Genomic DNA, 22,231 nt, shown 5'->3' with positions numbered 1-22,231 from the left:
CCGTCAACCCTAGTTGACGAGCTGCTTGACGTCAACAATGGTTGACGCCGGGCTGGCGGTCACGCGGCCCATCGCACCGGCCGCAAACATCACCCGAAGGCCTTGTACATAGTCCGCTGCGGTCCGGCACTACCGCCCATATAACGTCCGGAGTCCACAAAACCTGCCTTCGAGTATGCGGACAAAGCTGCAGGATTGCGCTCATTGGCTGAAAGCACGACGCCGGCCTGGCCGCCACCCAGCCGGACGGTCAGCCTGCGGGCTTCCTCCACCGCGGCCCGCGCGGCCAAGGTACCCAGACCGCGCCCCTGGCTCTTTGAGTCGATGAGGAACCCGCGCAGCAACCACACCGAGACGTCATCAGGCCAGCCCGCGAGGGTTGCAGCCCCGGTTTGGAGGGTCAGCACGCCCACTGCTGCTCCCCCGGACTCAATGACGTACGGGAAGCGGGATTCTTCTTCCAGGGAAATCAGCATCATTCGCAGTGGGTCCCCCACAAAGTCCCGTTGCTGTGCTTCCACGGCCAACTCCGCAACCGCGCCGAGCTGGATGGCCCGGGCGTCGTCGTCGAGCATTTTGAGGGGAATCAGCCAAACATCACCTTGGTCCGGAGCATCACCGTGGATGGAAAATTCTTCTTCTGATTCAGCATCACGCATTGGCTGGATGTCTCATCCTTCAGTGGCCGTAAAACTCTTTCTCGAAAACGCCCCGCGCCCGGCGGCTCAGCCGCAAGTAGTCCTCTTCGAAATGACCCGCGTTTCCAGGCTGGTATCCGCACCACCGCGCCACTGCTTCAAGGTCTTTCCGTGACGACGGCAGAAGGTCCGAGGCCCGTCCCGTCACGATGACGTTCGCGGAGCGGATCCGGCTGGCCAGTCGCCATGCTTCACGCAGGAGCGAGGCGTCGTCCGAGGAGATGTATTCGAGCTTTTCCGCAGCGGCCAGTGCATCAAGGGTTGAGGATGTCCGCAATTCCGGGTCTTCTCCGGCGTGCTGGAGTTGAATCAGCTGAACCAGCCATTCAACATCGCTCAGGCCGCCGCGGCCGAGCTTGACGTGCCGGGCAGGATCAGCGCCACGAGGCAGCCGCTCCGACTCCACCCTGGCCTTGACGCGGCGGATCTCCCGGACATCGCTCTCCGCCAGGTGCTCCGGGTACCGGATGGGATCAATGAGAGAGACAAAGTCGGCGGCCAGTTCATCCGAGCCCGCCATCGGACGGGCACGCAGTAGAGCCTGCGCCTCCCAGATGAGGGACCAGCGCCGGTAGTACTCCGCGTAGGACTCCAAGGACCGCACCATAGCGCCGTTCTTCCCTTCCGGACGGAGGTCGGCGTCCACCATGAGCACCCGCTCGGCCATGATGGCAGGCTTGAGCGGCTGGGTGAGGAAACTGGAAATCCTGGCCACTATGGTGCTGGCCTGTTCCTGCGCCTCGGCATCGGTGAAGCCGGGACGGGCGCGGTGTACGTAGATGACATCAGCGTCCGAGCCGTAGCCGATCTCCCGGCCACCTTGACGCCCCATCGCCACCACCAGGACATCGGTTTTCAGCGGACCCGACGCCGCCACCACCGACTCCGCTACGTGCAATGCCCCCAGAACCGCAGCCCGATCCGTTTCAGACAAGGCCAAACCCACGGCATCCTGATCCAGCAGTCCAGCGCTATCGGCGATCGCGGTTCGGAGGATCTCCCTGCGTCGAATCAGCCGGATCAGCCGCATGGCACTCTCCGGATCCGCATGCCGGGAAAGTTTGGACTGGATTTCCTGCCATTGGGCTTCAAAAGGAATGGGTGCGAGTTCCTTGTCGCTGCCCAACCAGGCAACGGACTCAGGAGAGACTTCCAACAAATCCGAAATCAGCCGGGAATTGGCAAGTACTTGGCAGAGCCGCTCAGCTGCAGCCTGGGAATCCCGGAGCAGCCCCAAGTACCAGTGCGTGGTCCCCAGGGCTTCGCTGACCCTGCGGAAGGCGAGCAGCCCGGCGTCGGGGTCAACGCCCTCCGCGAGCCAGCCCAGCAGGATCGGCAGGAGCTGCCTCTGCAATGCAGCGCGCCTGCTGACGCCGGCAGTGAGTGCTTCGATGTGCCGCATGGCACCTTGTGGATCCACATAGCCCAGTGCGGCCAGACGTCCCTGGGCAGCCTCCGGGCTGAGCTTCGCGTCCTCGCTGCTGAGCTTCGCTGCGGTATTGAGCAGCGGACGGTAGAAGATGCGCTCGTGGAGTTCGCGGACGGCCTTCTTGGTTTTTTGCCAGGTTGCCATCAGCTGGTCAGGGTGTGGCCGCTCCAAAGCGAAGGGTCCAAGGACAGCCTTGGCAAGGAAACGCTGTGCGTCCTCAGCAACAGGCATGAGGTGGGTCCGGCGCAGCTGGAACAGCTGGATTCTGTGCTCCAGCAAGCGCAGGTAGCGGTACGCGTTGTCAAAGGCAGCGGCGTCAGTACGGCCGATGTATCCCCCGGCAGAGAGGGCAGCGATGGCCGATGTGGTGTCCTTGCGTCGCAGTGACTCGTCGGATTTTCCGTGCACCAGTTGCAGCAACTGAACCGTGAACTCAACATCGCGGAGGCCGCCACGCCCCAGCTTGATCTGACGCTGTTCTTCAGCGGCCGGAATGTAGTCCGTCACCCTGCGCCGCATGGCCTGGACGGACTCCACAAAGCCCTCACGTCCAGCCGATGCCCAGACAAGTGGCTCCACGGCCTTCTCATAGCGCTGACCCAAGTCCCGGTCCCCGGCAATGGTCCGTGCCTTCAGCAGAGCCTGGAACTCCCAGCTTTCGGCCCACCGGGCGTAGTAGCTCAGGTGCGAGGGTAGCGTGCGAACCAGCGGGCCGGACTTTCCCTCCGGGCGCAGATTGGCGTCCACTTCCCACAGCCCCGGTTCCGGAGCCGAGGAAGAGATGGCCCTGGATATCCCGGAGGCAAGCGCTGTGCCAATGGTTGACGCGCGGGCATCGTCCACTTCCGTGGCTTCGATGACATAGATGACGTCGACGTCGGAGATGTAGTTCAGCTCCCGGGCGCCGCATTTGCCCATCCCGATAACGGCAAGCCCGACGTCGGCGATCTCGGCTTCGTCGAACTGGGCAGCAGCTTCGGCCCGGGACACCGCCAGCGCAGCCTCAATGGCAGCACCGGCGAGATCGGCCAGTTCCGCCCCGACCGCGGGCATGAAATCTGTTGGTGATGCGGCGCAGATATCTTTGATGGCCAGTTCGGTCAGGCCGCGGCGATACGCGCTTCGCAGGGCTGCATAGGCAGGCTGGCCGGTCATTCCGGCCACGGGCCGCTGGGCACCGGGCTCGGCTTTGACGGAGCGCAGCAGCCCTGCCCGCAAGTCCTCGCTGGAGGCCTGCACAGGCTCGGGGCTGACCCGGACATTGAACACATCCAGATGCTCGGGCCGCCGCATGAGGAATTCCCCCAGCGCCTCCGAGGCACCAAGGAGCCGATACATGGGCTCGCTGGTGTCCGGATCAGCGGCGGCCAGCTTTTTCAGGCCGGGGTTCTTTTCAATCAGCCGGACCAGTGACTGGAGCGCAGTATCCGGGCTCGCGGACAGGGAAAGCCCGGCGAAGAGGGCGTCCTCGTCTATCCCCTCAAGTTCCGGAGCGGACAGGAACCGTTCGCCTTTTTCAAGGTCACTGAATCCGGCTGAGATGAGCCGACGCGCAAGGCTCATTGCCCCGGCCTAAAGAATGCCGAGGTTGCGCTGCAACTCGTACGGGGTGACTTGGAGGCGGTAGTCCTGCCATTCTGCACGCTTGTTGCGCAGGAAGTGTTCGAATACCTGTTCCCCCAGGATTTCGGCCACCAGCTCGGATTCCTCCATGGCCCGGATGGCATCGTGGAGGCTGGCCGGCAGCGGGGCATGCCCCATGGCCCTGCGCTCGGCGGTGGTCAACGACCAAACATCGTCTTCGGCTGCGGCGGGAAGTTCATAACCTTCCTCAATGCCCTTCAAACCGGCACCCAGCAGTACGGCGTAAGCCAAGTAGGGGTTGGTGGCGCTGTCGATGCCACGGTACTCAATGCGTGCCGACTGGCCCTTGCCCGGCTTGTATAGCGGTACACGAACCAATGCCGAGCGGTTGTTGTGGCCCCAGCTCAGGTAGCTGGGGGCCTCTCCGCCGCCCCAGAGGCGCTTGTAGGAATTGACGAACTGATTGGTGACGGCCGTGAATTCAGGAGCATGCTTGAGGATTCCGGCAATGAACTGGCGAGCCGTCTTGGACAGCTGGAACTCGGCACCGGCTTCGAAGAACGCATTGGTGTCGCCTTCGAAGAGCGAGAAATGGGTGTGCATGCCTGAACCGGGGTGGTCCGTGAACGGCTTGGGCATGAAGGTGGCGTACGTACCCTGCTGAAGGGCCACTTCCTTGATGACCGTCCGGAACGTCATGATGTTATCCGCGGTCTGAAGCGCATCCGCATAACGGAGGTCGATCTCGTTCTGGCCCGGGCCGGCCTCGTGGTGGCTGAACTCCACCGAGATGCCGACGGATTCGAGCATGGTGACCGCTGTACGGCGGAAGTCCTGCGCTACACCACCTGGTACGTGGTCAAAGTAGCCGCCCTCATCCACGGGCTCAGGAGCGCCGTCAGGACCGAGGTCCTTGGACTTCAACAGATAGAACTCAATCTCAGGGTGGGTGTAGCAGGTAAAGCCCATGTCAGCGGCCTTCGCAAGGGTCCGCTTGAGGACGTTGCGGGGGTCCGCGGCAGATGGCTCACCGTCGGGAGTGAGGACATCGCAGAACATTCGCGACGTCTGCTCTGTCTCGCCACGCCACGGCAGGATCTGGAACGTGGACGGGTCCGGCTGCGCGAGCATGTCCGACTCGAACACGCGGGCCAGGCCTTCAATGGCGGAACCGTCAAAGCCAAGGCCTTCTTCAAAGGCACCCTCAACTTCGGCCGGCGCAAGCGCCACCGATTTAAGGGAACCCACGACGTCGGTGAACCACAAGCGTACGAAGCGCACGTCACGCTCTTCGATTGTCCGCAGAACGAACTCTTGCTGGCGGTCCATAGGGCCTCTTTTCCGATTCAGTGTCCATGCCGCTGGTTTCATTGGAGAGAAGCCACGGCAGCTCAGCCTTCACTCTACTAAGAGTTCCGTGCTAATGCCGCAGCAGTAGCTGCGCGTAACACAGCGTTTACATAAGGTGACGCCGGGCACACTGGTGGCAGCCGTCGTCGGCACCGCTTAGGCTCTATCCATGGCCCCAAGCAACCTTCCTGAGTCCACCACGCCCGCCGAAGTTCCCGCACCCTACGGCACGGGCCCGGCCGGCGCCGCCGCCGTTCCCCCCGCGGCCGGCAGGAAGCCTATCAGCCGGGTCCGTATCCACCACCTGCAGCAGGCCAAGGACAATGGCGAGCACTTCGCCATGTTGACGGCGTATGAGCAGTACACGGCCGAGATCTTTGACCAGGCCGGAATCGAAGTCCTCCTGGTGGGCGATTCGGCTTCGAACAACGTCTTCGGCAACGAAACGAGCCTTCCGGTCACCGTGGAGGAGCTTCTGCCCCTGACGCGGGCAGTGAGCCGTGCGGCCAAGAGGGCTTTGGTAGTGGCTGACCTGCCTTTCGGCAGTTACGAAGTGTCCCCCGGACAGGCAGTGGCCACAGGTGTCCGCTTCCTGAAGGAAGGCCTGGCACACGCGGTCAAAATCGAGGGAACCGCCTACTACGCCGACACCGTCAAAGCCATGGTCCAGGCAGGCATACCCGTCATGGCCCACATCGGATTCACCCCGCAAAGCGAACACTCCCTTGGCGGTTACCGTGTTCAAGGCCGTGGCGATGACGCCCAGCGGCTCATCGAGGACGCCCTCGCGCTACAGGACGCCGGCGCCTTCAGTGTCCTCATGGAAATGGTTCCTGCTGAGACCGCCGCCGCTGTGGATGCGGCCCTGCGGGTACCAACTGTGGGTATCGGCGCCGGCAAGAGCACCACCGGGCAGGTACTTGTGTGGCAGGACATGGCAGGTTTGCGGGGCGGCAAAATGGCCAAATTCGTCAAGCAATACGCCGATCTTCGCACCACCTTGAGCGATGCCGCCGCCGCCTACGGGGAGGATGTCCGCTCCGGGCAGTTCCCCGGACCGGAGCACTCCTTCTAGTCCTCGTCCTGGGCGTCCCAGGCGTCATTGCGCGCCTTGACCTTTTCCAAGGCGTGCTCTGCTTCTTCCCTGGTTTTGTAGGGACCAATCAGCTGGGACCAATCGGACATGGCGTCCTCTTCGATCTCGTGCGTTTTGACGTTGTACCAGTACTCCGTCACATCTCCTCCTCTATCGCGTGGCCTCTGGACGCGTAACGTTGGCGGGGTCACAGGAACCCGGCCACACTTTGTTACTTACGTCTCTTGTGTGCCTTATATGATCAATCTATGCCTTCTCTTGCTTCGACTGCACCCATCGGCGCCCTCACCCCGGGAACCATCAGCCCTGAACGTCCCGTACCGGCGTCGATTCCCAGGCCGGAGTACGTCGGCAAGAAGGCACCCGCCAAGTTCACCGGCTCCGAAGTAAAGTCTCCGGAGACCATCGAAAAGATCCGGGTTGCCGGGAAAATCGCTGCACAAGCGATTGTCGAGGTAGGCAAGCACATCCAGCCCGGCGTCACCACGGACCACCTGGACAAAGTGGGGCACGAGTTCCTTTTGGACCACCACGCCTACCCCTCCACCCTCGGTTACCGCGGGTTCCCCAAGTCACTGTGTTCTTCCCTCAACGAGGTGATATGCCACGGAATCCCGGACTCCACCGTGGTTCAGGACGGGGACATCCTGAACATTGACATCACAGCTTTCATCAATGGGGTACACGGGGATACCAATTACACTTTCCTGGTTGGCGACGTGGATGAAGAATCCCGTCTGCTGGTTGAGCGTACGCAGGAGTCGCTCAACCGGGCCATCAAGGCCGTGGCTCCTGGCCGCGAAATCAACGTAATCGGCCGGGCAATCCAGTCCTACGCCAAACGCTTCGGCTATGGCGTAGTCAGGGATTTCACCGGCCACGGCGTAGGTGAGGCCTTCCACACGGGCCTCATCATTCCGCATTACGACGCAGCCCCGGCGTACAACACAGTGATCGAGGCAGGCATGGTGTTCACCATCGAACCCATGCTGACCCTTGGCACCATCGAATGGGAAATGTGGGGCGACGACTGGACTGTTGTCACCAAAGACCACAAGCGCACGGCCCAATTCGAACACACCCTGCTGGTCACCGAGACCGGCGCGGAAATCCTTACCCTTCCCTGAGCTCCCGGAAGGTTCACGCAGCCCGGGCGGCTGCGCCATGCCCATCCCCTCCTGCCATGATCGGAAATGCATTGTCCAAGAAGGATGAGAAGACACACAAGAACGCCCCGTTGATCGGCATCGACATCGGCGGCACCGGCATCAAGGGCGGCATTGTCGACCTGAAGAAGGGCAAGCTGATAGGCGACCGCTTCCGCGTTCCCACTCCCCAGCCGGCAACCCCGGAGGCTGTGGCGGAGGTAGTGGCCCAAATCGTTGAAGAACTCTCCAGCCGCCCCGACGCTCCAGCAGCGGACACCCCGGTGGGCGTAACCTTTCCCGGCATCATCCAGCACGGCGTAGTCAACTCCGCAGCAAACGTGGACAAGACCTGGCTTGGCACCGACATCGACGCCGCTTTCACCAAGCGTCTTGGTCGCCCTGTTGAGGTCATTAACGACGCCGATGCCGCCGGCCTTGCCGAGGCCCGCTATGGCGCCGGCGAAGGTGTGGACGGCACCGTTCTGGTCATTACCCTGGGCACCGGAATCGGTTCAGCCTTCATTTTCAACGGACAGCTGGTCCCCAACGCCGAGCTTGGCCACCTGGAAGTGGACGGACACGACGCCGAAACCAAGGCCTCCGCTGTTGCCCGCGAACGCGACGGCTTGAGCTGGGACGAGTACGGAGTCCTGCTCAACCGCTACCTCCAGCACGTGGAGTTCCTGTTCTCCCCGGAACTGTTCATTGTGGGGGGCGGCATCTCGAAGCGCTCCGACGAATACTTCCCGCACCTCCAGCTGCGGACCAAAATTGTCACCGCAAAGCTGAAGAACGACGCCGGAATCGTGGGCGCCGCCCTGGAGGTCGCGTTGCACCACAAGCTCGCAAAGTAGCGATTGGATGGAAGAGAAGCTGACTCCCGTCCGGCCTGCCGGGCGCGGAGTTGCAATCGTCACCGGTGCCAGCCGGGGCATCGGCGCTGCAACAGCCTACGCTGCAGCGCGCGCCGGACATTCAGTGGTGGTCAACTACTCCGAGGACAGCGTCGGCGCCAAAAACGTTGTTGAGGACATCCTCAGCCTGGGCGGCAGGGCACTTGCCGTTCAGGCGGACGTCAGCCGCCCTGCCGACGTCGTGCATCTGTTCGATCAGGCCGGCAGCTTGGGAGAGTTGACTGCGGTCATCAACAATGCCGCCATCACCGGGAACATGATCGGCACCTTGGTTGACGTACCGGCCGAAACGGTGCAAAGAGTTGTTGACGTCAACGTATCCGGGATGATCTTCATGTGCCAGGAAGCCGTTCGGAGGCTCTCCACGCACAACGGCGGTGGCGGCGGATCCATTATCAATATCTCCTCCACAGCCACCAAAGCCGGCTCTCCCGGCACGTGGGTGCACTATGCGGCCACCAAAGGCGCAGTTGACGTCCTGACGGTAGGTCTTGCAGCGGAAGTGGCCAAGCAGGGTATCCGGGTCAACGCCGTAGCTCCAGGCAGCACCAATACCGGCCTCCATGCAGCGGCCGGAATGCCGGACCGGGTGGAGCGGTTGAACCACACCATCCCCATGGGACGCGGCGCTGAACCCGAAGAGGTAGCTGCGGCAGTGATGTGGCTGATGTCCGAAGACGCCGGGTACATTACGGGGGCTGTACTCCCTGTGTCCGGCGGACGCTAACGCCGGACCGTTATTGGTGCCGGTGGCGGCTGCGGCTTCCCCTCCGCTACCGCCACCGGAGCTAGAGTTGGCTCTTTTCCGAGCCCGTGGCCTTGGCGCCTGCCTTGGCCTCTTCTGCTTCATGGCGCAGCAACGAGATGGCCGACTCGAAGTCTTCCAAAGACTCAAATGCCTGATAAACGCTGGCGAAACGCAGGTACGCCACTTCATCAAGCTTCCGCAGTGGGCCCAGAATGGCCAGACCCACCTCATGGGCATCAATCTCCGCCGCACCTGAGGAACGGATATTCTCCTCGACTTCCTGGGCCAGCATGGCTAGGTCGTCCTCGGTGACAGGCCGCCCCTGGCAGGCCTTGCGCACTCCACTGATGACCTTGATCCGGCTGAACGGCTCGCCGACGCCCGATCTCTTGATGACGGACAGACTGGTGGTCTCCACAGTGGTGAAACGGCGCCCGCACTCCGGGCACTGGCGCCGGCGGCGGATGGAGGAGCCGTCGTCCGCCATGCGGCTGTCAACGACGCGGGAGTCGGGATTCCGGCAGAACGGACAATACACGCTGGGCCTCCCCTGACGGTTCCGGCACAGGATCGACCCCGGCAGGATGCCGGATACGCAAAAGGTGCCGGAAGTTTCACTTCCGGCACCAGTTTACGGTCCGCCACACTGTAATGACAAGCGTGTAACTACTACATGTAGTAGTGCGCACCCTTATATGTAGTGGTCAGGGGGCCTCTGCGAAACGAATCCGAACAGCATCACCGTGGCCGGGAAGGTCCTCAGCCCCGGCCAGGCTCACAATGTGTCCACTGACTTCCTCCAACGCGGCACGGTCATAATTGATGACCTGCACTGCGCGGAGGAAGGTTGTGACGTTGAGCCCCGAGGAGAAAGCAGCCGTCCCGCTCGTGGGCAACACGTGGTTGGAACCGGCGCAGTAATCTCCCAGGCTCACCGGGCTGAAATCGCCCACGAAAACCGCTCCCGCGTTATGGATCCGCGCTGCAACGGCTGCCGCGTCCGCCGTCATGATTTCCAGGTGTTCTGCGGCATAGGCATTGCACACCGCGATGCCCTGCTCGAGGTCATCCACCAGGACAACACCGGACTGCGGACCTGACAACGCTTCGATAACGCGTGAGCTGTGCTTTGTTGTGGCGGCTTGGCGCGCCAATTCAAGCACGACGGCGTCGGCCAGCTCCTGCGAGTCAGTCACCAGGACTGAAGCTGCTTTGGGATCGTGCTCAGCCTGGCTGATGAGATCAGCAGCCACCAGAGGGGCCTGTGCCGTGGAGTCGGCCAGAATAGCGATCTCCGTGGTTCCGGCCTCGGAGTCGATGCCCACCACGCCCTTAACCAGCCGCTTGGCTGTAGCCACAAAAATGTTGCCCGGACCCGTGACCACGTCAACAGGCTCTATGGGCAATTCATCTCCGGTCCCAGGGATGCCGTAAGCGAACGAAACGATGGCCTGTGCACCGCCGATGGCGTACACCTCATCGATGCCCAGCAGTTTTGCGGCGGCGAGGATGGTGGGGTGCGGAAGGCCATCGAAGTCTTTCTGCGGCGGGGAGGCCAGCGCAATGGACTTGACCCCGGCAGCGACGGCGGGCACAACGTTCATAATGACCGAGGACGCCAAGGGAGCCAGCCCGCCGGGAACGTAGAGCCCAACACGTCCCACCGGAATCCAGTTCTGGCTGACAACGGCGCCATCGCCCAGGCGGACATCAACATTGGCAGGGCGCTGCGCCTCCGCAAACTGCCTGGCCCTGTTGATGGACTCCTCCAAAGCGGCACGGACCTTGGGATCGAGTTCGCTCAGGGCACGGGCGAGCTCCTCTGCCGGAACCCGGGGGTGGGACTGCTCCACGCCGTCGAATCTGCTGGCCAGCTCTCCCAAAGCGGCAAAGCCCCGGCTCCGGACATCGGAAATGATGTCCAGGACCTTCTGCTCCGCGTCTGCCATGGTCTGATGCTGTGCCCTGGGCACCGCCGCACGCAGCTCCGCCAAAGTCAGGTGGCGGCCCCGGAAGTCGATGCTCCGGAAGTAAAGGGTGTCAGTGGAGGGCGCAGAGGTTTCCGAGGAAGTGGTCACCCGGCTATTTTACGGGCTTCTTTGACAGAACCCCGAACAGGGCCAGGACGAACGTGATGAAGGCGACCGCGGCTGGCCACAGCACCAGCACGGCGGAGGAGCGAAGCGTGAAGCCAAAGCCCGGACCAAGCGCCGGATCCGGCGCCGGACCGAACAACTGGGCCGTCAGCAGCCCCACCAGCCAAGCGATGAAAGCGCCCAGGGCGCCACCGGCAAGAGCAAATCCCAAGCGCCGGCCGGAACCCTCGCCCTGCAGCTTTCCATCAAGCATGACGCCGGTAGCGCATCCTGCCAGCAACATCAAGGCGCCGAGCACAAGGTCGCGCGGAAGCCAGGAATCGGGATTCGCAGCATTGGCCAGGTCCGGATTTCCCGAGACCAGGTTCAAACCGCCAGGTGCGAGTAACCACCACAACACCCCGGCCACCACGCCCGCAGCAGCCGGAAGGACCAGCCAAAGAAGGTCCCTGGCCCGCCGGGGCTTCACGGTGGGCATCGGTTCTGCAACGGCTGGGACGTGCACGGTGGGCTCGGTCATGGAACTCACATTAACAAAGGTTCACGCCTACTCAACAAAATGTGGGGCTTGCAGCACCGGAGGAATACGCTGAAGGAGAGATGTACCACAGCCACAGTTCAGGAGAATGCCCACGTGTCCAGCGAACCATCCGGCTTCGATCAGACTTTCAGGGAGATGTTCCGCCGGCACGCCGCCGGGGTGGCAATCATCACGGCGAACCTTAACGGAAGCCCCTTCGGATTCACCGCCACGTCCGTGGCCTCCCTGTCCGCCGAGCCGCCCCGCTTCACCTTCAACATGGCCAGGAGCTCCAGTTCCTGGCCGGCTGTGGCCAACGCTGAATACATCGGAGTCCACATGCTGGGGCTCGAAAACCAGGCCCTCGCCAATCGGTTTGCCCGGACACGCGACCGGTTCGACGGCGATCACTGGGAGCCCGGGCCCCACGATGTTCCCATCCTCAAGGACGTCAGCGGATGGCTTGTGGGCCGGATCCAAATGCGCTTGTCTTTTGAGAACAACGCAGTAGTGGTGGTGGAGGTTGTAGACGGGCAAGTCGGCGAAGACGGCACTCCCCTGCTCTACCACAGCGGCGCCTACAGCAAACCTGCACCGCTCGACTACGAAATATAGTGCCCCGGATATAGTGCCCTGGGGAAATTTGCGATCCCGGCAAATTTCAGTGATCCAGGCAGGCGGGCCCCAGCAGGACTTTCAGGTCGCCAAAAAGTGACGGACTGGGATTGACCCGCATATGGACCGGCAAACCCATAACCTCCACCTTTGTATCGCCCATCAGCTTGAGGCGGACTTCGGAGTTGCCCCGGTGAGTGCGCAGCACATCACGCAAGTCCGTAACCACCGCTTCTGTTGCTTTGAACGTAGGGATGGTGATGACCACCGGTCCGTTGACGCTTTCGCTGAGGTCCGGCACGGAAAGCTCCATACAGTTCAGGGTCACCGCACCATCATCCCGGCGCTGCAACCGGCCCTTGACCACAACAATGAGGTCCTCGGCCAGGACTGAGGCAATGGGACCGTAGACCTGACCGAAGAACATGACCTCCATGGAAGCGCCGAGGTCCTCGATCTCCGCCCTGGCATACGCGTTGCCACTGGCCTTGGCGATCCTGCGGCTCAGCGAGGTGATCATGCCGGCAATGGTGACAATGGCGCCGTCGTGCGGTCCGTCCTCGGCGATGATCGAAGTGATGGATTGTTCCGCGTGCTGGCTGAGGACCCCTTCCAAACCCTGCAGGGGATGGTCAGAAACGTAGAGGCCCAGCATGTCCCGTTCAAAGGAGAGCTTGTCCTTCTTCTCCCACTCGGGCAGGTCCGGGATCTCGGTGGTCAGCGACGCTTCGGGCTCCTGATCCTCAAAGCCGGCGAAAAGATCGAACTGGCCAATCGCTTCGTTGCGCTTGAGGGTGATCACAGAATCGATGGCTTCTTCATGGATCATCGCCAGAGCACGCCGATGATGGCCCAGCGAATCAAACGCTCCGGCTTTGATCAGCGATTCGATGGTGCGTTTGTTGCACACCACGGCGGGCACCTTCAGGAGGAAGTCCTTGAAGGAGGTGTACTTGCCCTCGGACGTGCGGGCAGCAACCATGGCATCCACCACGTTGACGCCCACATTGCGGATGGCACCCATGCCGAAGCGGATGTCCGTTCCCACCGGGGTGAAGTTGAGCGAGGACTCGTTGACATCCGGCGGGAGGACAGTGATGCCCATCCTGCGGCACTCATTGAGGTAGATGGCGGACTTATCCTTGTCATCACCCACGGAGGTCAGCAAGGCCGCCATGTACTCCGGTGCATAGTGGGCCTTCAGGTATGCCGTCCAGTAGGAGATCACACCGTACGCTGCCGAGTGTGCCTTGTTGAAGGCGTAATCGGAGAACGGAAGCAGGATGTCCCAGAGCGTCTTGACGGCGGCCATGGAGTAACCGTTGTCCTGCATGCCTTGGGAGAAGCCGGCGAACTGCTTGTCCAGCTCGGATTTCTTCTTCTTACCCATGGCACGGCGAAGGATGTCTGCCTGGCCCAGTGAGTAGCCCGCCAACTTCTGGGCTACGGCCATCACCTGCTCCTGATACACAATCAGGCCGAAGGTACCGCCAAGGATCTCCTTGAGAGGCTCTTCCAATTCCGGATGGATGGGAATGACTTCCTGGATCCCGTTTTTACGCAGGGCGTAGTCGGTGTGGGCGTTGGCGCCCATGGGACCAGGACGGTACAGCGCAAGAACTGCGGAAATGTCTTCAAAGTTGTCAGGCTTCATGAGCTTGAGCAGCGACCGCATGGGCCCGCCGTCGAGCTGGAAGACGCCCAGGGTGTCGCCACGGGCCAGGAGCTCGTAGGAAGCAGCGTCGTCGAGTTCCAGGTTTTCAAGATCCAGGTCAACGCCGCGGTTCATCTTGATGTTTTCCAGGGCATCAGAAATGATCGTCAGGTTTCTCAGACCCAGGAAGTCCATCTTGATCAGGCCGAGGCCTTCGGACGTCGGGTAATCGAACTGGGTGATGACCTGGCCGTCCTGGAAACGGCGCATGATGGGAATGACGTCAATGATGGGATCCGAGGACATGATGACGCCGGCTGCGTGAACGCCCCACTGGCGCTTCAGGCCCTCAATGCCCAACGCGGTCTCAAAGACCTTGGCGGCCTCAGGATCGGTGGCGATCAGTTGGCGGAAGTCCCCTGCTTCGCTGTACCGCTTGGACTCCGGGTTCTGGATGTCCGCCAACGGAATGTCCTTGGCCATGACCGCAGGCGGAAGGGCCTTGGTGAGGGTCTCACCCATGCTGAACGGGTAGCCCAGCACTCGGGAAGAGTCCTTCAGCGCCTGTTTGGTCTTGATGGTGCCATACGTGACGATCATGGCCACGCGCTCGTCGCCGTACTTTTTGGTGACGTAGTCAATGACTTCCGAGCGGCGCCTATCATCGAAATCGACGTCGAAGTCAGGCATGGAGACGCGGTCAGGGTTGAGGAAGCGCTCAAAGATCAGGCCGTGCTGCAAAGGATCAAGATCCGTGATGCGCATGGCGTAGGCCACCATGGAACCTGCACCGGAACCACGGCCCGGACCTACACGGATGCCGTTGTTCTTGGCCCAGTTGATGAAGTCGGCAACCACCAGGAAGTACCCGGGGAATCCCATGGACGTAATGACGCCCAGTTCATAGTCCGCCTGCTTGCGGACTTTGTCCGGGATGCCCTGGGGGTAGCGGTACTTCAGGCCGGCATCTACTTCCTTGACCAACCAGGAGGTTTCGTCTTCCCCGGGAGGGCAGGGGAAGCGCGGCATGTAGTTGGCGCCGGTGTTGAAGGAAACCTCGCAGCGCTCGGCGATCAGCAGCGTGTTGTCGCAGGCTTCAGGGTGATCCCGGAACAGCTCCCGCATTTCCTGCGGTGACTTGAGGTAGTAGCCGCTGCCGGAGAACGCAAAGCGGGATCCGCCGTTGTCGTACGTCGGTTCCAGGAGCGTGGAACCGGACTGGATGGCCAACAACGCTTCGTGGGCCTTGGCATCGTGCTCATGGGTGTAGTGGAGGTCGTTGGTGGCCACCAGCGGAAGGTTCAGTTCCTTCGCCAAGCGCAGAAGGTCACCTGTAACACGGCGTTCGATGTCCAGGCCGTGGTCCATGAGCTCGCAGAAGTAGTTCTCCGCTCCAAAAATGTCGCGGAACTCCGCTGCTGCCTCCACGGCCTCACGGTAGAGGCCCAGCCGCAGTTTGGTCTGAACCTCTCCGGACGGGCATCCTGTGGTGGCGATCAGGCCTTCGGAGTAGGTGTTGAGCAGTTCCCGGTCCAGCCGCGGCCATTTGCCGAACACTGAGTCCAGGGAGGCAATGGAGGAAGCCCTGAAGAGGTTCCGCATCCCCACGTTGTTATAGCTCAGGAGCGTCATGTGCGTGTAGGAGCCACCACCGGAGACGTCGTCCTTACGCTGGCTTTCATCTCCCCAGCGCACGCGCTCTTTGTCCCCGCGGGCGGTACCGGGCGTCACATAGGCTTCGACGCCGATGATCGGCTTAATGCCCTTGTCCGTGGCTTTGCGCCAGAAGTCGAACGCTCCGAACAGATATCCGTGGTCTGTCGTAGCCAGGGCGGGCATCCCCAACCGCTCGGTTTCATCGAAAAGCTCTCCGAGCCGGGCAGCTCCATCCAGCATGGAGTATTCGGTATGGGTGTGCAGATGGACGAACGAATCATTGCTGGAAGTCACCACGACAGTCTACCGTCCCGGACTATACGTAAAACGGACCCGGGCAGTGAATTCCGTCTACGCGGATCCGGTGGCCAGCAGGTCCAAAGCGTACTGCAGGTCCGCAGGGTATTCGCTGCTCACTTCCACCCAGTCGCCCGTGCGGGGGTGCGTGAATCCAAGTTGACGTGCGTGCAGCCATTGCCGGGTGAGCCCCAGCGTGGCAGCAAGGCGCGGATCCGCTCCATAGGTGAGATCTCCGGCACAGGGGTGCCGCAAGGCTGAGAAGTGCACACGGATCTGGTGGGTACGCCCAGTTTCCAGGTGCACTTCCACCAGGGTTGCCTTGCCGAAAGCTTCCAGGACCTCGTAGTGGGTCACCGAGGGCCGGCCGTCCTCTATGACGGCGAAACGCCAGTCATGGCCGGGATGGCGCCCGATCGGGGCATCAATGGTGCCCTGGAGGGGATCGGGCAGCCCCTGGACCACTGCGTGGTAAACCTTGTCCACGGTACGTTCCTTGAACGCCTTTTTCAGCACCGTGTAGGCGTTCTCGGTCTTGGCCACCACCATGACACCGGACGTTCCCACATCGAGCCGGTGGACAATCCCCGCGCGCTCGGGGGCTCCGGATGTTGAAATCCTGTATCCCGCGCCGGCCAAGCCTCCCACCACCGTGGGTCCAACCCAGCCTGGTGAAGGATGGGCAGCTACCCCCACGGGTTTGTCGATGACAACAAATTCGTCGTCGTCCAGCAGGATCTTCAGGCCTTCCACAACTTCCTCCACGACTTCCAAGGGATCCGGCCGCTCGGGAACCGTGACATCAAGAGCTGCGCCGGCAACGAGCTTCGCCGACTTGCCCAGCGCAACTCCGCCGCTGGTGACGTTTCCTTCTGATATCAGCAATGCCGCTGCTGACCTGGAAATGTCCAGAAGCTGAGCCAAGCCGGCGTCAACACGTACTCCGGCCAGCTCTTCGGGTACCACCACGGACTTACTCACCAGCAGGCTCCCCGGTTGTACCGCCGGCAGCTTTGGCATTCTTGGCCGGCTTTGGCGGGGCAACATGACGCGTACCGTCCATTCCGATCCCCCGCAGCGTCAGGAGACAGATAATGACGACGCCGGAAACCACCGCCGAGTCTGCAATGTTGAAGATGGCGAAGTTCGGCAGCTGAATGAAGTCCACCACATGGCCCATGGCGAAGGACGGCTCCCGGAACAGGCGGTCAGTCAGGTTGCCAAGCGCACCTCCCAAGAGCAGGCCGAGGGAAAGCGCCCACCAGGCCGAGCCCAGCTTCCGCAGCTGAAAGAGAATCGCCACGGAGACCACAGCCATGACGATCGTGAAAATCCACGTAACGTTCTCACCTATGGAGAACGCCGCCCCGGAATTACGGATGAAGTACCAGTGCAGCAGCGGCGGCAACACCGGAATGCGCTCACCCTCAGTCATGTTGCTGGTTACCCAGAGTTTGGTGAGCTGGTCAAAAACGTAGGCAAACACGGCAAAGCCAGTGAAGAGCCAGAGCATGGCAGGACGCCACTTACGGCGCCCTGTGGACGTCGGCTGTGTGGCATCAGCGGTGGAGTCGTCGGTCATAATGCTTTCATTCGGGAAGCGTGTGGGGTGCTGTCTGTGCTTTTAACAGCGAAAGCCGGCGGCCGAGGAAACCTCAGCCACCGGCTTTCAGAATACTTGCTAAACGTCAGCGGTTGCTTCGCCAACCTCAGGGGCAGCGACGGAACCACGGGCGTCGAGGTCGCGGAGCTGGCCTTCGATGTAAGCCTTCAGGCGTGAACGGTAGTCGCGCTCGAAGCCACGGAGCTGCTCAACCTTGCGCTCAAGGACGGAGCGCTGCTGCTCGAGGGCACCAAGGATCTTGCGGGACTTCTCCTGGGCGTCGTTGACGAGGCTGGAAGCCTCGATCTGAGCCTCGGCAATGATCTTTTCCTTCTGCTGCGCGCCGTCGGCAACGTGTTTGTCGTGCATCTGCTGCGCCATGGCGAGCAGGCCTGCAGCGGACTCAGCGGAAGTGGTGACGCCGTTGTTTGCAGCCGGTGCCTTCGGAGCTGCAGCAGCAGCTGCTGCCTTCTCGGCTTCCCTCTTCTTGGCATCTTCTGCTGCCTTGGCTTCGGCCTCGGCCTTTGCCTCAGCTTCCTTGTCAACCTTGACCGGGGCCGGAACCTTCTCGACCACCGGAGCCGCAGCAGTTGCAGCAGGAACGGCCGATCCGGCCTCGCCGAGCTTCTTGCGAAGTTCGTCGTTTTCCTGGTTCAAGCGGCGGAGTTCCACCACGATCTCGTCGAGGAAGTCATCAACCTCGTCCTGGTCGTAGCCTTCGCGGAACTTGGTCGGCTGAAAGCGCTTGTTGACAACGTCTTCTGGCGTCAAAGCCATCTGGTCACCTCGTTGGTCTAGTTAGTCAGTAGGCCTTCCGGCCGTTCAAAACTACGGTACCTAAATATCATCTTGTTCCTCCAATTCAACACCATCGTGTTGATTTGGAGAATTTGCGGCCTAAGGACCATCGGTGGCCCGGGTTCCGCGGAGCAGCTACGCCAGGCTGTTGGTCACTGCCATGGCAATGCTGACGGCAATAATAAGGATCAAGAACCCCAAATCCAGTGATATTCCACCCAGTTGGAGTGGTGGTATCAACTTCCTGAGCCTGCTCAGGGGCGGATCAGTCACGGAGTAGACCACATGGGCTGTAACCAACGCCACACCCCGGGGCCGCCACTGACGGGCGAACATCTGAACCCATTCGAAGATGAGCCGGATGATCAGGGCAATGAAGAACAGCAACAACACAATATAGATAAGGCCGAAAACAATGCCCACGAGTTAGCTCAGATCTCCCACTTGTTCCGGAATGCCGATCGGTCCCTACTATTGCAACACAGATGCCAGGCAGGGTGACCCGCCTGGCATCCGCAAAAGTCTGTTGTCAGCTCTGGTTGAAGAAGCTGGCCTGTGTTTCGCTGGCCTTTTTGTCGTCTCCGATGACCTCAACGTATGACGGAGACAACAGGAAGACCTTGTTGGTTACCCGCTCAATGCTGCCATGAAGGCCGAACACGAGCCCGGCAGAGAAGTCCACCAGCCGCTTGGCGTCGGATTCGCCCATGTCAGTCACATTCATGATGACAGGAATGCCGTCCCTGAAGCTCTCACCAATGACCTTGGCATCGTTGTAGGAACGGGGATGAACGGTGGTGATCTGCCTCAGGCCCGAGGCATCTTCGCGGCTGGACGCCGCACGCTTGATGGGTGTCACGGGTGCGCGGTATTCCTCTTCGGCATCTACAGTGGGCATTTCACGGACAACTTCCCGGACGGGAGCAGGCGCACGGCGCTCTTCCCGTTCCTGTGCCTGGGGGCGTTCTTCGTCGTGGTTCGCGGCGACGGACTGCTCAGATTCGTAGTGTTCATCGCCGTCGGCGAGCCCAAGATAGATCATTGTCTTGCGCAGAGCGCCAGCCATGGTGCACTCCTATCATTTCTGCAGTAGGCGGGCCGCCATGACTTGACATACTGGAACCCCGGCCCATCGTTCCAATACTTTGACGCTACCGCACGGCCGGACGGGAACCGAGAATATCGGAGCCAATTCTCAGGTGTGTCGCCCCGAACTTTACTGCCGCTTCCAGGTCCTGACTCATTCCGGCGGAGATGCCCGTGGCGGCCGGATGCACCGCCCGGAGGGTCTCGGAAATCTTCGCGAGACGCTCAAACGCCGGATGCGGGTCAGCCCCCAACGGGGCCACCGCCATGAGTCCGGACAAGACGAGACCCTCAGCCATTTCGATTTTTTCCGCAAGCACCTCAACGTCAGCGGGATTGGCACCACCCCGGTGAGCACCGGCGTCGTCATCGAGGTTCACCTGGATAAAACACTGGAGGTCACTGCGGCCCGTGGCATCTTGCTCACGGACCACGGCCTTGGCCAAAGCTTCCACAAGCTGGGGACGGTCAACGGACTGGACCGAGGCAGCATACTTGGCCACGGACTTCGCTTTATTGCTCTGAAGCTGTCCGATGAAATGCCAACGGACATCAAGCCCTGAGAGTTCAGCGCTCTTGGAGGCCGCTTCCTGGTCGCGGTTTTCCCCCACGTCCTCTACGCCAAGGGCAGCCAGACGGCGGACATCGGCAGCAGGATGAAACTTGGTGACCACAATCAGCCTCGGCTGCTCGGTTCGTCCTGCAGCTGCAGCAGCGGACTCTATTCGCTGCCGCACCAGTCCCAGTTTGTGAGCCAGCTCAGCAGCGCGGGCGTCGCCGGCTGCCTCGTTCATTTGCCCGTTGCCATGTTCAAGGCTAGTCATGCGTCCACACCAAACCTGCGAATCGACCGGTCAGGGAGTTCCGCCGGTATGAGAAGAGGGAGTCGTTTTCGAGGGTGCACTCCCCCGAGTACTCCACCGGGACATTGAGTGCGGCCAGCTGCGCACGCACGCCCGCCGGCAAGTCAAGGGCCGGTGTTCCCCACGAGGTGGAAGACCAGGTTTCCGGTATCTTTGCCGCAACCTCAGCACGCAGCTGTTCCGGGACCTCATAGCAGGAGCCGCACACGGACGGGCCCAGCCAAGCGGCGATGTCCGCAGCTCCCCGGCGCTGCATGTCAGTGACAGCTGCGGGAACAACAGCTGAAGCCACTCCCGGACGTCCCGCGTGGACAGCAGCCAGGACGGGGCTGCTGTTGGCGTCGGTCCCAACCAGCAAGATGGGGACACAATCAGCCACCATGACCGCAAGGGGCTGCGCGGATCCACTGGAGGCTGTGGGCCTGGCAGGGGCAGCGGAGACCATGGCATCTGCGGTGGGTCCGGGGCCGTGGCCTTCTATGAACTCAACATGATTTCCGTGGACCTGGTCCATGTACTGGAAGTGCCGCTTACCGGAGCCGTGGTTGTCCAGGCCGATCACCTGTTCAAGCCGGGCCCGGCGAGCCATCACTTCCGAGGGGTTGTCCTGCACGTGGAGAGCCAGGTTCCCGGCGCCTGTGTCCGTGAAAGCCACAGAGACGCCGGGCCGTACTTCATTTCGCCACCAAAACACCTGGTACTGACTCTCCCAACCCGACTTACTTCAGGAAGTCAGGAACGTCGAGATCGTCAGAGCGGCTGCCGGAAAGATCCGGTTCAACCACTGCAGGGAGGTCGACGTCGAAGCCGGAGTCTGCGGGCAAGGCGGAGGGGCGCTGCTGGCCCCAGTTGCTCAGGCCTGCAGCACCGATTCCTGCCGTGGCGTGCTGCGGGGCGGCAGCATTGGACGGAGCACTGCTGGGAGCAGCCGGGCGATCCGAGGGCACCGGATTCTGGGCCGGACGCGACTGGTCCATTGAAGGTGAGGTTGCCTTGACGTCATCGAAGCCGGCGGCAATAACGGTCACGCGGGCTTCATCGCCCAGGGCGTCGTCAATAACGGCACCGAAGATGATGTTCGCTTCCGGGTGCGCAACTTCCTGGACAAGGCGGGCGGCCTCGTTGATTTCGAACAAGCCAAGGTCCGAGCCACCCTGGATGGAAAGCAGGACACCGTGGGCGCCGTCAATGGAAGCTTCAAGGAGCGGGGAGGCAATGGCCAGTTCCGCAGCCTTGACGGCGCGGTCTTCACCGCGGGCCGAACCGATGCCCATCAAGGCAGAGCCTGCACCCTGCATCACTGACTTGACGTCAGCGAAGTCCAGGTTGATCAGGCCCGGAGTGGTGATGAGGTCAGTGATGCCCTGCACACCGGACAGGAGGACCTGATCCGCGGAGCGGAAGGCGTCCAGGACGGAGACATTGCGGTCGCTGATGGACAACAGGCGATCGTTGGGGATGACGATCAAGGTGTCCACTTCGTCACGGAGGGCGTCGATGCCGGCTTCTGCAGAGCCGGCACGGCGTCGGCCTTCAAAGGTGAACGGGCGGGTGACTACGCCGATGGTCAGCGCACCCAAGGAGCGGGCGATGCGCGCAACAACGGGAGCGCCACCGGTTCCGGTGCCACCACCCTCGCCAGCGGTGACAAAGACCATGTCAGCACCGCGGAGAACTTCTTCGATCTCATCGGCGTGGTCTTCTGCTGCCTGCTTGCCTACCTCGGGATTTGCCCCGGCACCCAGGCCACGGGTGAGCTCACGTCCGACGTCGAGCTTGACGTCGGCGTCGCTCATGAGCAGCGCCTGCGCGTCTGTGTTGATGGCGATGAACTCGACGCCCCGAAGGCCGACCTCGATCATACGGTTGACTGCGTTCACGCCACCGCCGCCGATGCCGACGACCTTGATGACGGCCAAGTAATTCTGCGGTGCTGCCACGTTTCGTGCCCCTTGCTTGTGTCCTATAGCGAAACTGATCGAGTCCAACTTGAATACTTGGACCTTAACCCTCTAGTTGAAGGTTATAGTTATGTCAAGTAACTCTACTGCGACGGTATTTCCTATGGTTCCCACA

General features: G+C 61.7%; 21 protein-coding genes. 5 read left to right on the top strand and 16 right to left on the bottom strand.

The annotated features are described in order from the left end of the window. Positions 1 to 89 precede the first annotated feature (89 nt). From ABI796_RS08235 to glnA, 3 genes are read right to left on the bottom strand one after another with little or no spacing between them, the layout of a single operon-like run. Positions 90 to 659: a GNAT family N-acetyltransferase gene (locus tag ABI796_RS08235; protein WP_141284833.1), complete on the bottom strand. Its 570-nt coding sequence runs from the start codon at positions 657 to 659 to the stop codon at positions 90 to 92. Between the two features lie 19 nt (positions 660 to 678). Continuing rightward, on the bottom strand, positions 679 to 3,690 hold the full coding sequence (locus tag ABI796_RS08230; protein WP_141284831.1) for a bifunctional [glutamine synthetase] adenylyltransferase/[glutamine synthetase]-adenylyl-L-tyrosine phosphorylase: 3,012 nt from the start codon (positions 3,688 to 3,690) through the stop codon (positions 679 to 681). Between the two features lie 9 nt (positions 3,691 to 3,699). Further along, positions 3,700 to 5,040 carry a type I glutamate--ammonia ligase gene (gene glnA / locus ABI796_RS08225; RefSeq protein WP_062067946.1) on the bottom strand — a complete coding sequence of 447 codons (1,341 nt, stop codon included), beginning with the start codon at positions 5,038 to 5,040 and terminating at the stop codon, positions 3,700 to 3,702. Positions 5,041 to 5,230: 190 nt separating this feature from the next. On the opposite strand from glnA, the gene panB reads away from it, so the two are divergent. Then, entirely contained in the window at positions 5,231 to 6,136 is a 906-nt protein-coding gene (panB, locus tag ABI796_RS08220) for a 3-methyl-2-oxobutanoate hydroxymethyltransferase (protein ID WP_141284829.1), read from the top strand. On the opposite strand, the gene ABI796_RS08215 is transcribed toward panB, so the two are convergent. After that, positions 6,133 to 6,297: an SPOR domain-containing protein gene (locus tag ABI796_RS08215; protein WP_141284827.1), complete on the bottom strand. Its 165-nt coding sequence runs from the start codon at positions 6,295 to 6,297 to the stop codon at positions 6,133 to 6,135. The two genes, panB and ABI796_RS08215, sit on opposite strands and share 4 nt — an antisense overlap. 108 nt (positions 6,298 to 6,405) lie before the next feature. Between ABI796_RS08215 and map the strand changes: the two genes are divergently transcribed. The 3 genes from map to ABI796_RS08200 all read left to right on the top strand — a co-directional run bounded on the left by map (position 6,406) and on the right by ABI796_RS08200 (position 8,946). Continuing rightward, positions 6,406 to 7,284: a type I methionyl aminopeptidase gene (map, locus tag ABI796_RS08210; RefSeq protein ID WP_141284826.1), complete on the top strand. Its 879-nt coding sequence runs from the start codon at positions 6,406 to 6,408 to the stop codon at positions 7,282 to 7,284. Positions 7,285 to 7,355: 71 nt separating this feature from the next. Then, a complete protein-coding gene (ppgK, locus tag ABI796_RS08205) occupies positions 7,356 to 8,159 on the top strand; it encodes a polyphosphate--glucose phosphotransferase (RefSeq protein WP_141284851.1) in 804 nt (267 codons plus the stop codon). A 7-nt stretch (positions 8,160 to 8,166) separates the two neighbouring features. Continuing rightward, positions 8,167 to 8,946, top strand: coding sequence for an SDR family oxidoreductase (locus ABI796_RS08200; protein WP_141284824.1), 780 nt, complete (start codon positions 8,167 to 8,169; stop codon positions 8,944 to 8,946). A gap of 61 nt (positions 8,947 to 9,007) precedes the next feature. Here the strand turns inward: ABI796_RS08200 and nrdR are convergent, their stop codons facing one another. The 3 genes from nrdR to ABI796_RS08185 form a co-directional block, all read right to left on the bottom strand. Continuing rightward, positions 9,008 to 9,505 carry a transcriptional regulator NrdR gene (nrdR, locus tag ABI796_RS08195; protein ID WP_141284822.1) on the bottom strand — a complete coding sequence of 166 codons (498 nt, stop codon included), beginning with the start codon at positions 9,503 to 9,505 and terminating at the stop codon, positions 9,008 to 9,010. A 166-nt stretch (positions 9,506 to 9,671) separates the two neighbouring features. Further along, on the bottom strand, positions 9,672 to 11,045 hold the full coding sequence (gene hisD / locus ABI796_RS08190; protein ID WP_141284820.1) for a histidinol dehydrogenase: 1,374 nt from the start codon (positions 11,043 to 11,045) through the stop codon (positions 9,672 to 9,674). A gap of 4 nt (positions 11,046 to 11,049) precedes the next feature. Next, positions 11,050 to 11,583 carry a hypothetical protein gene (locus ABI796_RS08185; protein ID WP_141284818.1) on the bottom strand — a complete coding sequence of 178 codons (534 nt, stop codon included), beginning with the start codon at positions 11,581 to 11,583 and terminating at the stop codon, positions 11,050 to 11,052. Between the two features lie 114 nt (positions 11,584 to 11,697). Here ABI796_RS08185 and ABI796_RS08180 point away from each other — a divergent pair, with 114 nt between their 5' ends. Next, positions 11,698 to 12,198, top strand: coding sequence for a flavin reductase family protein (locus ABI796_RS08180; RefSeq protein WP_141284816.1), 501 nt, complete (start codon positions 11,698 to 11,700; stop codon positions 12,196 to 12,198). Positions 12,199 to 12,244: 46 nt separating this feature from the next. On the opposite strand, the gene dnaE is transcribed toward ABI796_RS08180, so the two are convergent. The 9 genes from dnaE to ftsZ all read right to left on the bottom strand — a co-directional run bounded on the left by dnaE (position 12,245) and on the right by ftsZ (position 22,095). Next, complete coding sequence (dnaE, locus tag ABI796_RS08175) at positions 12,245 to 15,802, bottom strand: DNA polymerase III subunit alpha (protein WP_141284814.1); 3,558 nt, start codon at positions 15,800 to 15,802, stop codon at positions 12,245 to 12,247. 57 nt (positions 15,803 to 15,859) lie between these two features. Then, on the bottom strand, positions 15,860 to 16,786 hold the full coding sequence (locus ABI796_RS08170; RefSeq protein WP_141284812.1) for an RluA family pseudouridine synthase: 927 nt from the start codon (positions 16,784 to 16,786) through the stop codon (positions 15,860 to 15,862). Further along, positions 16,779 to 17,387 carry a signal peptidase II gene (gene lspA / locus ABI796_RS08165; RefSeq protein WP_141284810.1) on the bottom strand — a complete coding sequence of 203 codons (609 nt, stop codon included), beginning with the start codon at positions 17,385 to 17,387 and terminating at the stop codon, positions 16,779 to 16,781. The genes ABI796_RS08170 and lspA overlap by 8 nt, the downstream gene beginning before the upstream one ends. Before the next feature lie 99 nt (positions 17,388 to 17,486). After that, a complete protein-coding gene (locus tag ABI796_RS08160; protein ID WP_141284808.1) occupies positions 17,487 to 18,185 on the bottom strand; it encodes a DivIVA domain-containing protein in 699 nt (232 codons plus the stop codon). A 156-nt stretch (positions 18,186 to 18,341) separates the two neighbouring features. After that, positions 18,342 to 18,629 (bottom strand): YggT family protein, encoded by a 288-nt coding sequence (locus ABI796_RS08155; RefSeq protein WP_024820479.1) that lies wholly within the window; start codon positions 18,627 to 18,629, stop codon positions 18,342 to 18,344. Between the two features lie 106 nt (positions 18,630 to 18,735). Next, positions 18,736 to 19,272 carry a cell division protein SepF gene (locus ABI796_RS08150; RefSeq protein ID WP_141284806.1) on the bottom strand — a complete coding sequence of 179 codons (537 nt, stop codon included), beginning with the start codon at positions 19,270 to 19,272 and terminating at the stop codon, positions 18,736 to 18,738. 85 nt (positions 19,273 to 19,357) lie between these two features. After that, complete coding sequence (locus tag ABI796_RS08145; protein ID WP_141284804.1) at positions 19,358 to 20,116, bottom strand: YggS family pyridoxal phosphate-dependent enzyme; 759 nt, start codon at positions 20,114 to 20,116, stop codon at positions 19,358 to 19,360. Beyond that, a complete protein-coding gene (locus tag ABI796_RS08140) occupies positions 20,109 to 20,849 on the bottom strand; it encodes a polyphenol oxidase family protein (protein WP_141284802.1) in 741 nt (246 codons plus the stop codon). Before ABI796_RS08140 ends, ABI796_RS08145 begins: the two co-directional genes overlap by 8 nt. Before the next feature lie 25 nt (positions 20,850 to 20,874). Next, a complete protein-coding gene (ftsZ, locus tag ABI796_RS08135) occupies positions 20,875 to 22,095 on the bottom strand; it encodes a cell division protein FtsZ (RefSeq protein WP_141284800.1) in 1,221 nt (406 codons plus the stop codon). Positions 22,096 to 22,231: the final 136 nt, after the last annotated feature.

It is taken from the genome of Paenarthrobacter aurescens (assembly GCF_041549525.1).
Taxonomy (GTDB): domain Bacteria; phylum Actinomycetota; class Actinomycetes; order Actinomycetales; family Micrococcaceae; genus Arthrobacter; species Arthrobacter aurescens.
The sequence above is the reverse complement of the archived record's forward strand: the minus strand, read 5'-3'. Positions and strand labels throughout refer to the sequence as shown.

What these genes read in the sequence shown, in the direction of transcription:
- glnA (WP_062067946.1), bottom strand. Translation starts at nt 5,040, where the DNA reads ATGGACCGCCAGCAAGAGTTCGTTCTGCGGACAATCGAAGAGCGTGAC.
- ABI796_RS08150 (WP_141284806.1), bottom strand. Translation starts at nt 19,272, where the DNA reads ATGGCTGGCGCTCTGCGCAAGACAATGATCTATCTTGGGCTCGCCGAC.
- ABI796_RS08160 (WP_141284808.1), bottom strand. Translation starts at nt 18,185, where the DNA reads ATGGCTTTGACGCCAGAAGACGTTGTCAACAAGCGCTTTCAGCCGACC.
- panB (WP_141284829.1), top strand. Translation starts at nt 5,231, where the DNA reads ATGGCCCCAAGCAACCTTCCTGAGTCCACCACGCCCGCCGAAGTTCCC.
- ABI796_RS08230 (WP_141284831.1), bottom strand. Translation starts at nt 3,690, where the DNA reads ATGAGCCTTGCGCGTCGGCTCATCTCAGCCGGATTCAGTGACCTTGAA.
- map (WP_141284826.1), top strand. Translation starts at nt 6,406, where the DNA reads ATGCCTTCTCTTGCTTCGACTGCACCCATCGGCGCCCTCACCCCGGGA.
- lspA (WP_141284810.1), bottom strand. Translation starts at nt 17,387, where the DNA reads ATGACCGACGACTCCACCGCTGATGCCACACAGCCGACGTCCACAGGG.
- ABI796_RS08200 (WP_141284824.1), top strand. Translation starts at nt 8,167, where the DNA reads ATGGAAGAGAAGCTGACTCCCGTCCGGCCTGCCGGGCGCGGAGTTGCA.
- ABI796_RS08185 (WP_141284818.1), bottom strand. Translation starts at nt 11,583, where the DNA reads ATGACCGAGCCCACCGTGCACGTCCCAGCCGTTGCAGAACCGATGCCC.
- ABI796_RS08235 (WP_141284833.1), bottom strand. Translation starts at nt 659, where the DNA reads ATGCGTGATGCTGAATCAGAAGAAGAATTTTCCATCCACGGTGATGCT.
- ABI796_RS08145 (WP_141284804.1), bottom strand. Translation starts at nt 20,116, where the DNA reads ATGACTAGCCTTGAACATGGCAACGGGCAAATGAACGAGGCAGCCGGC.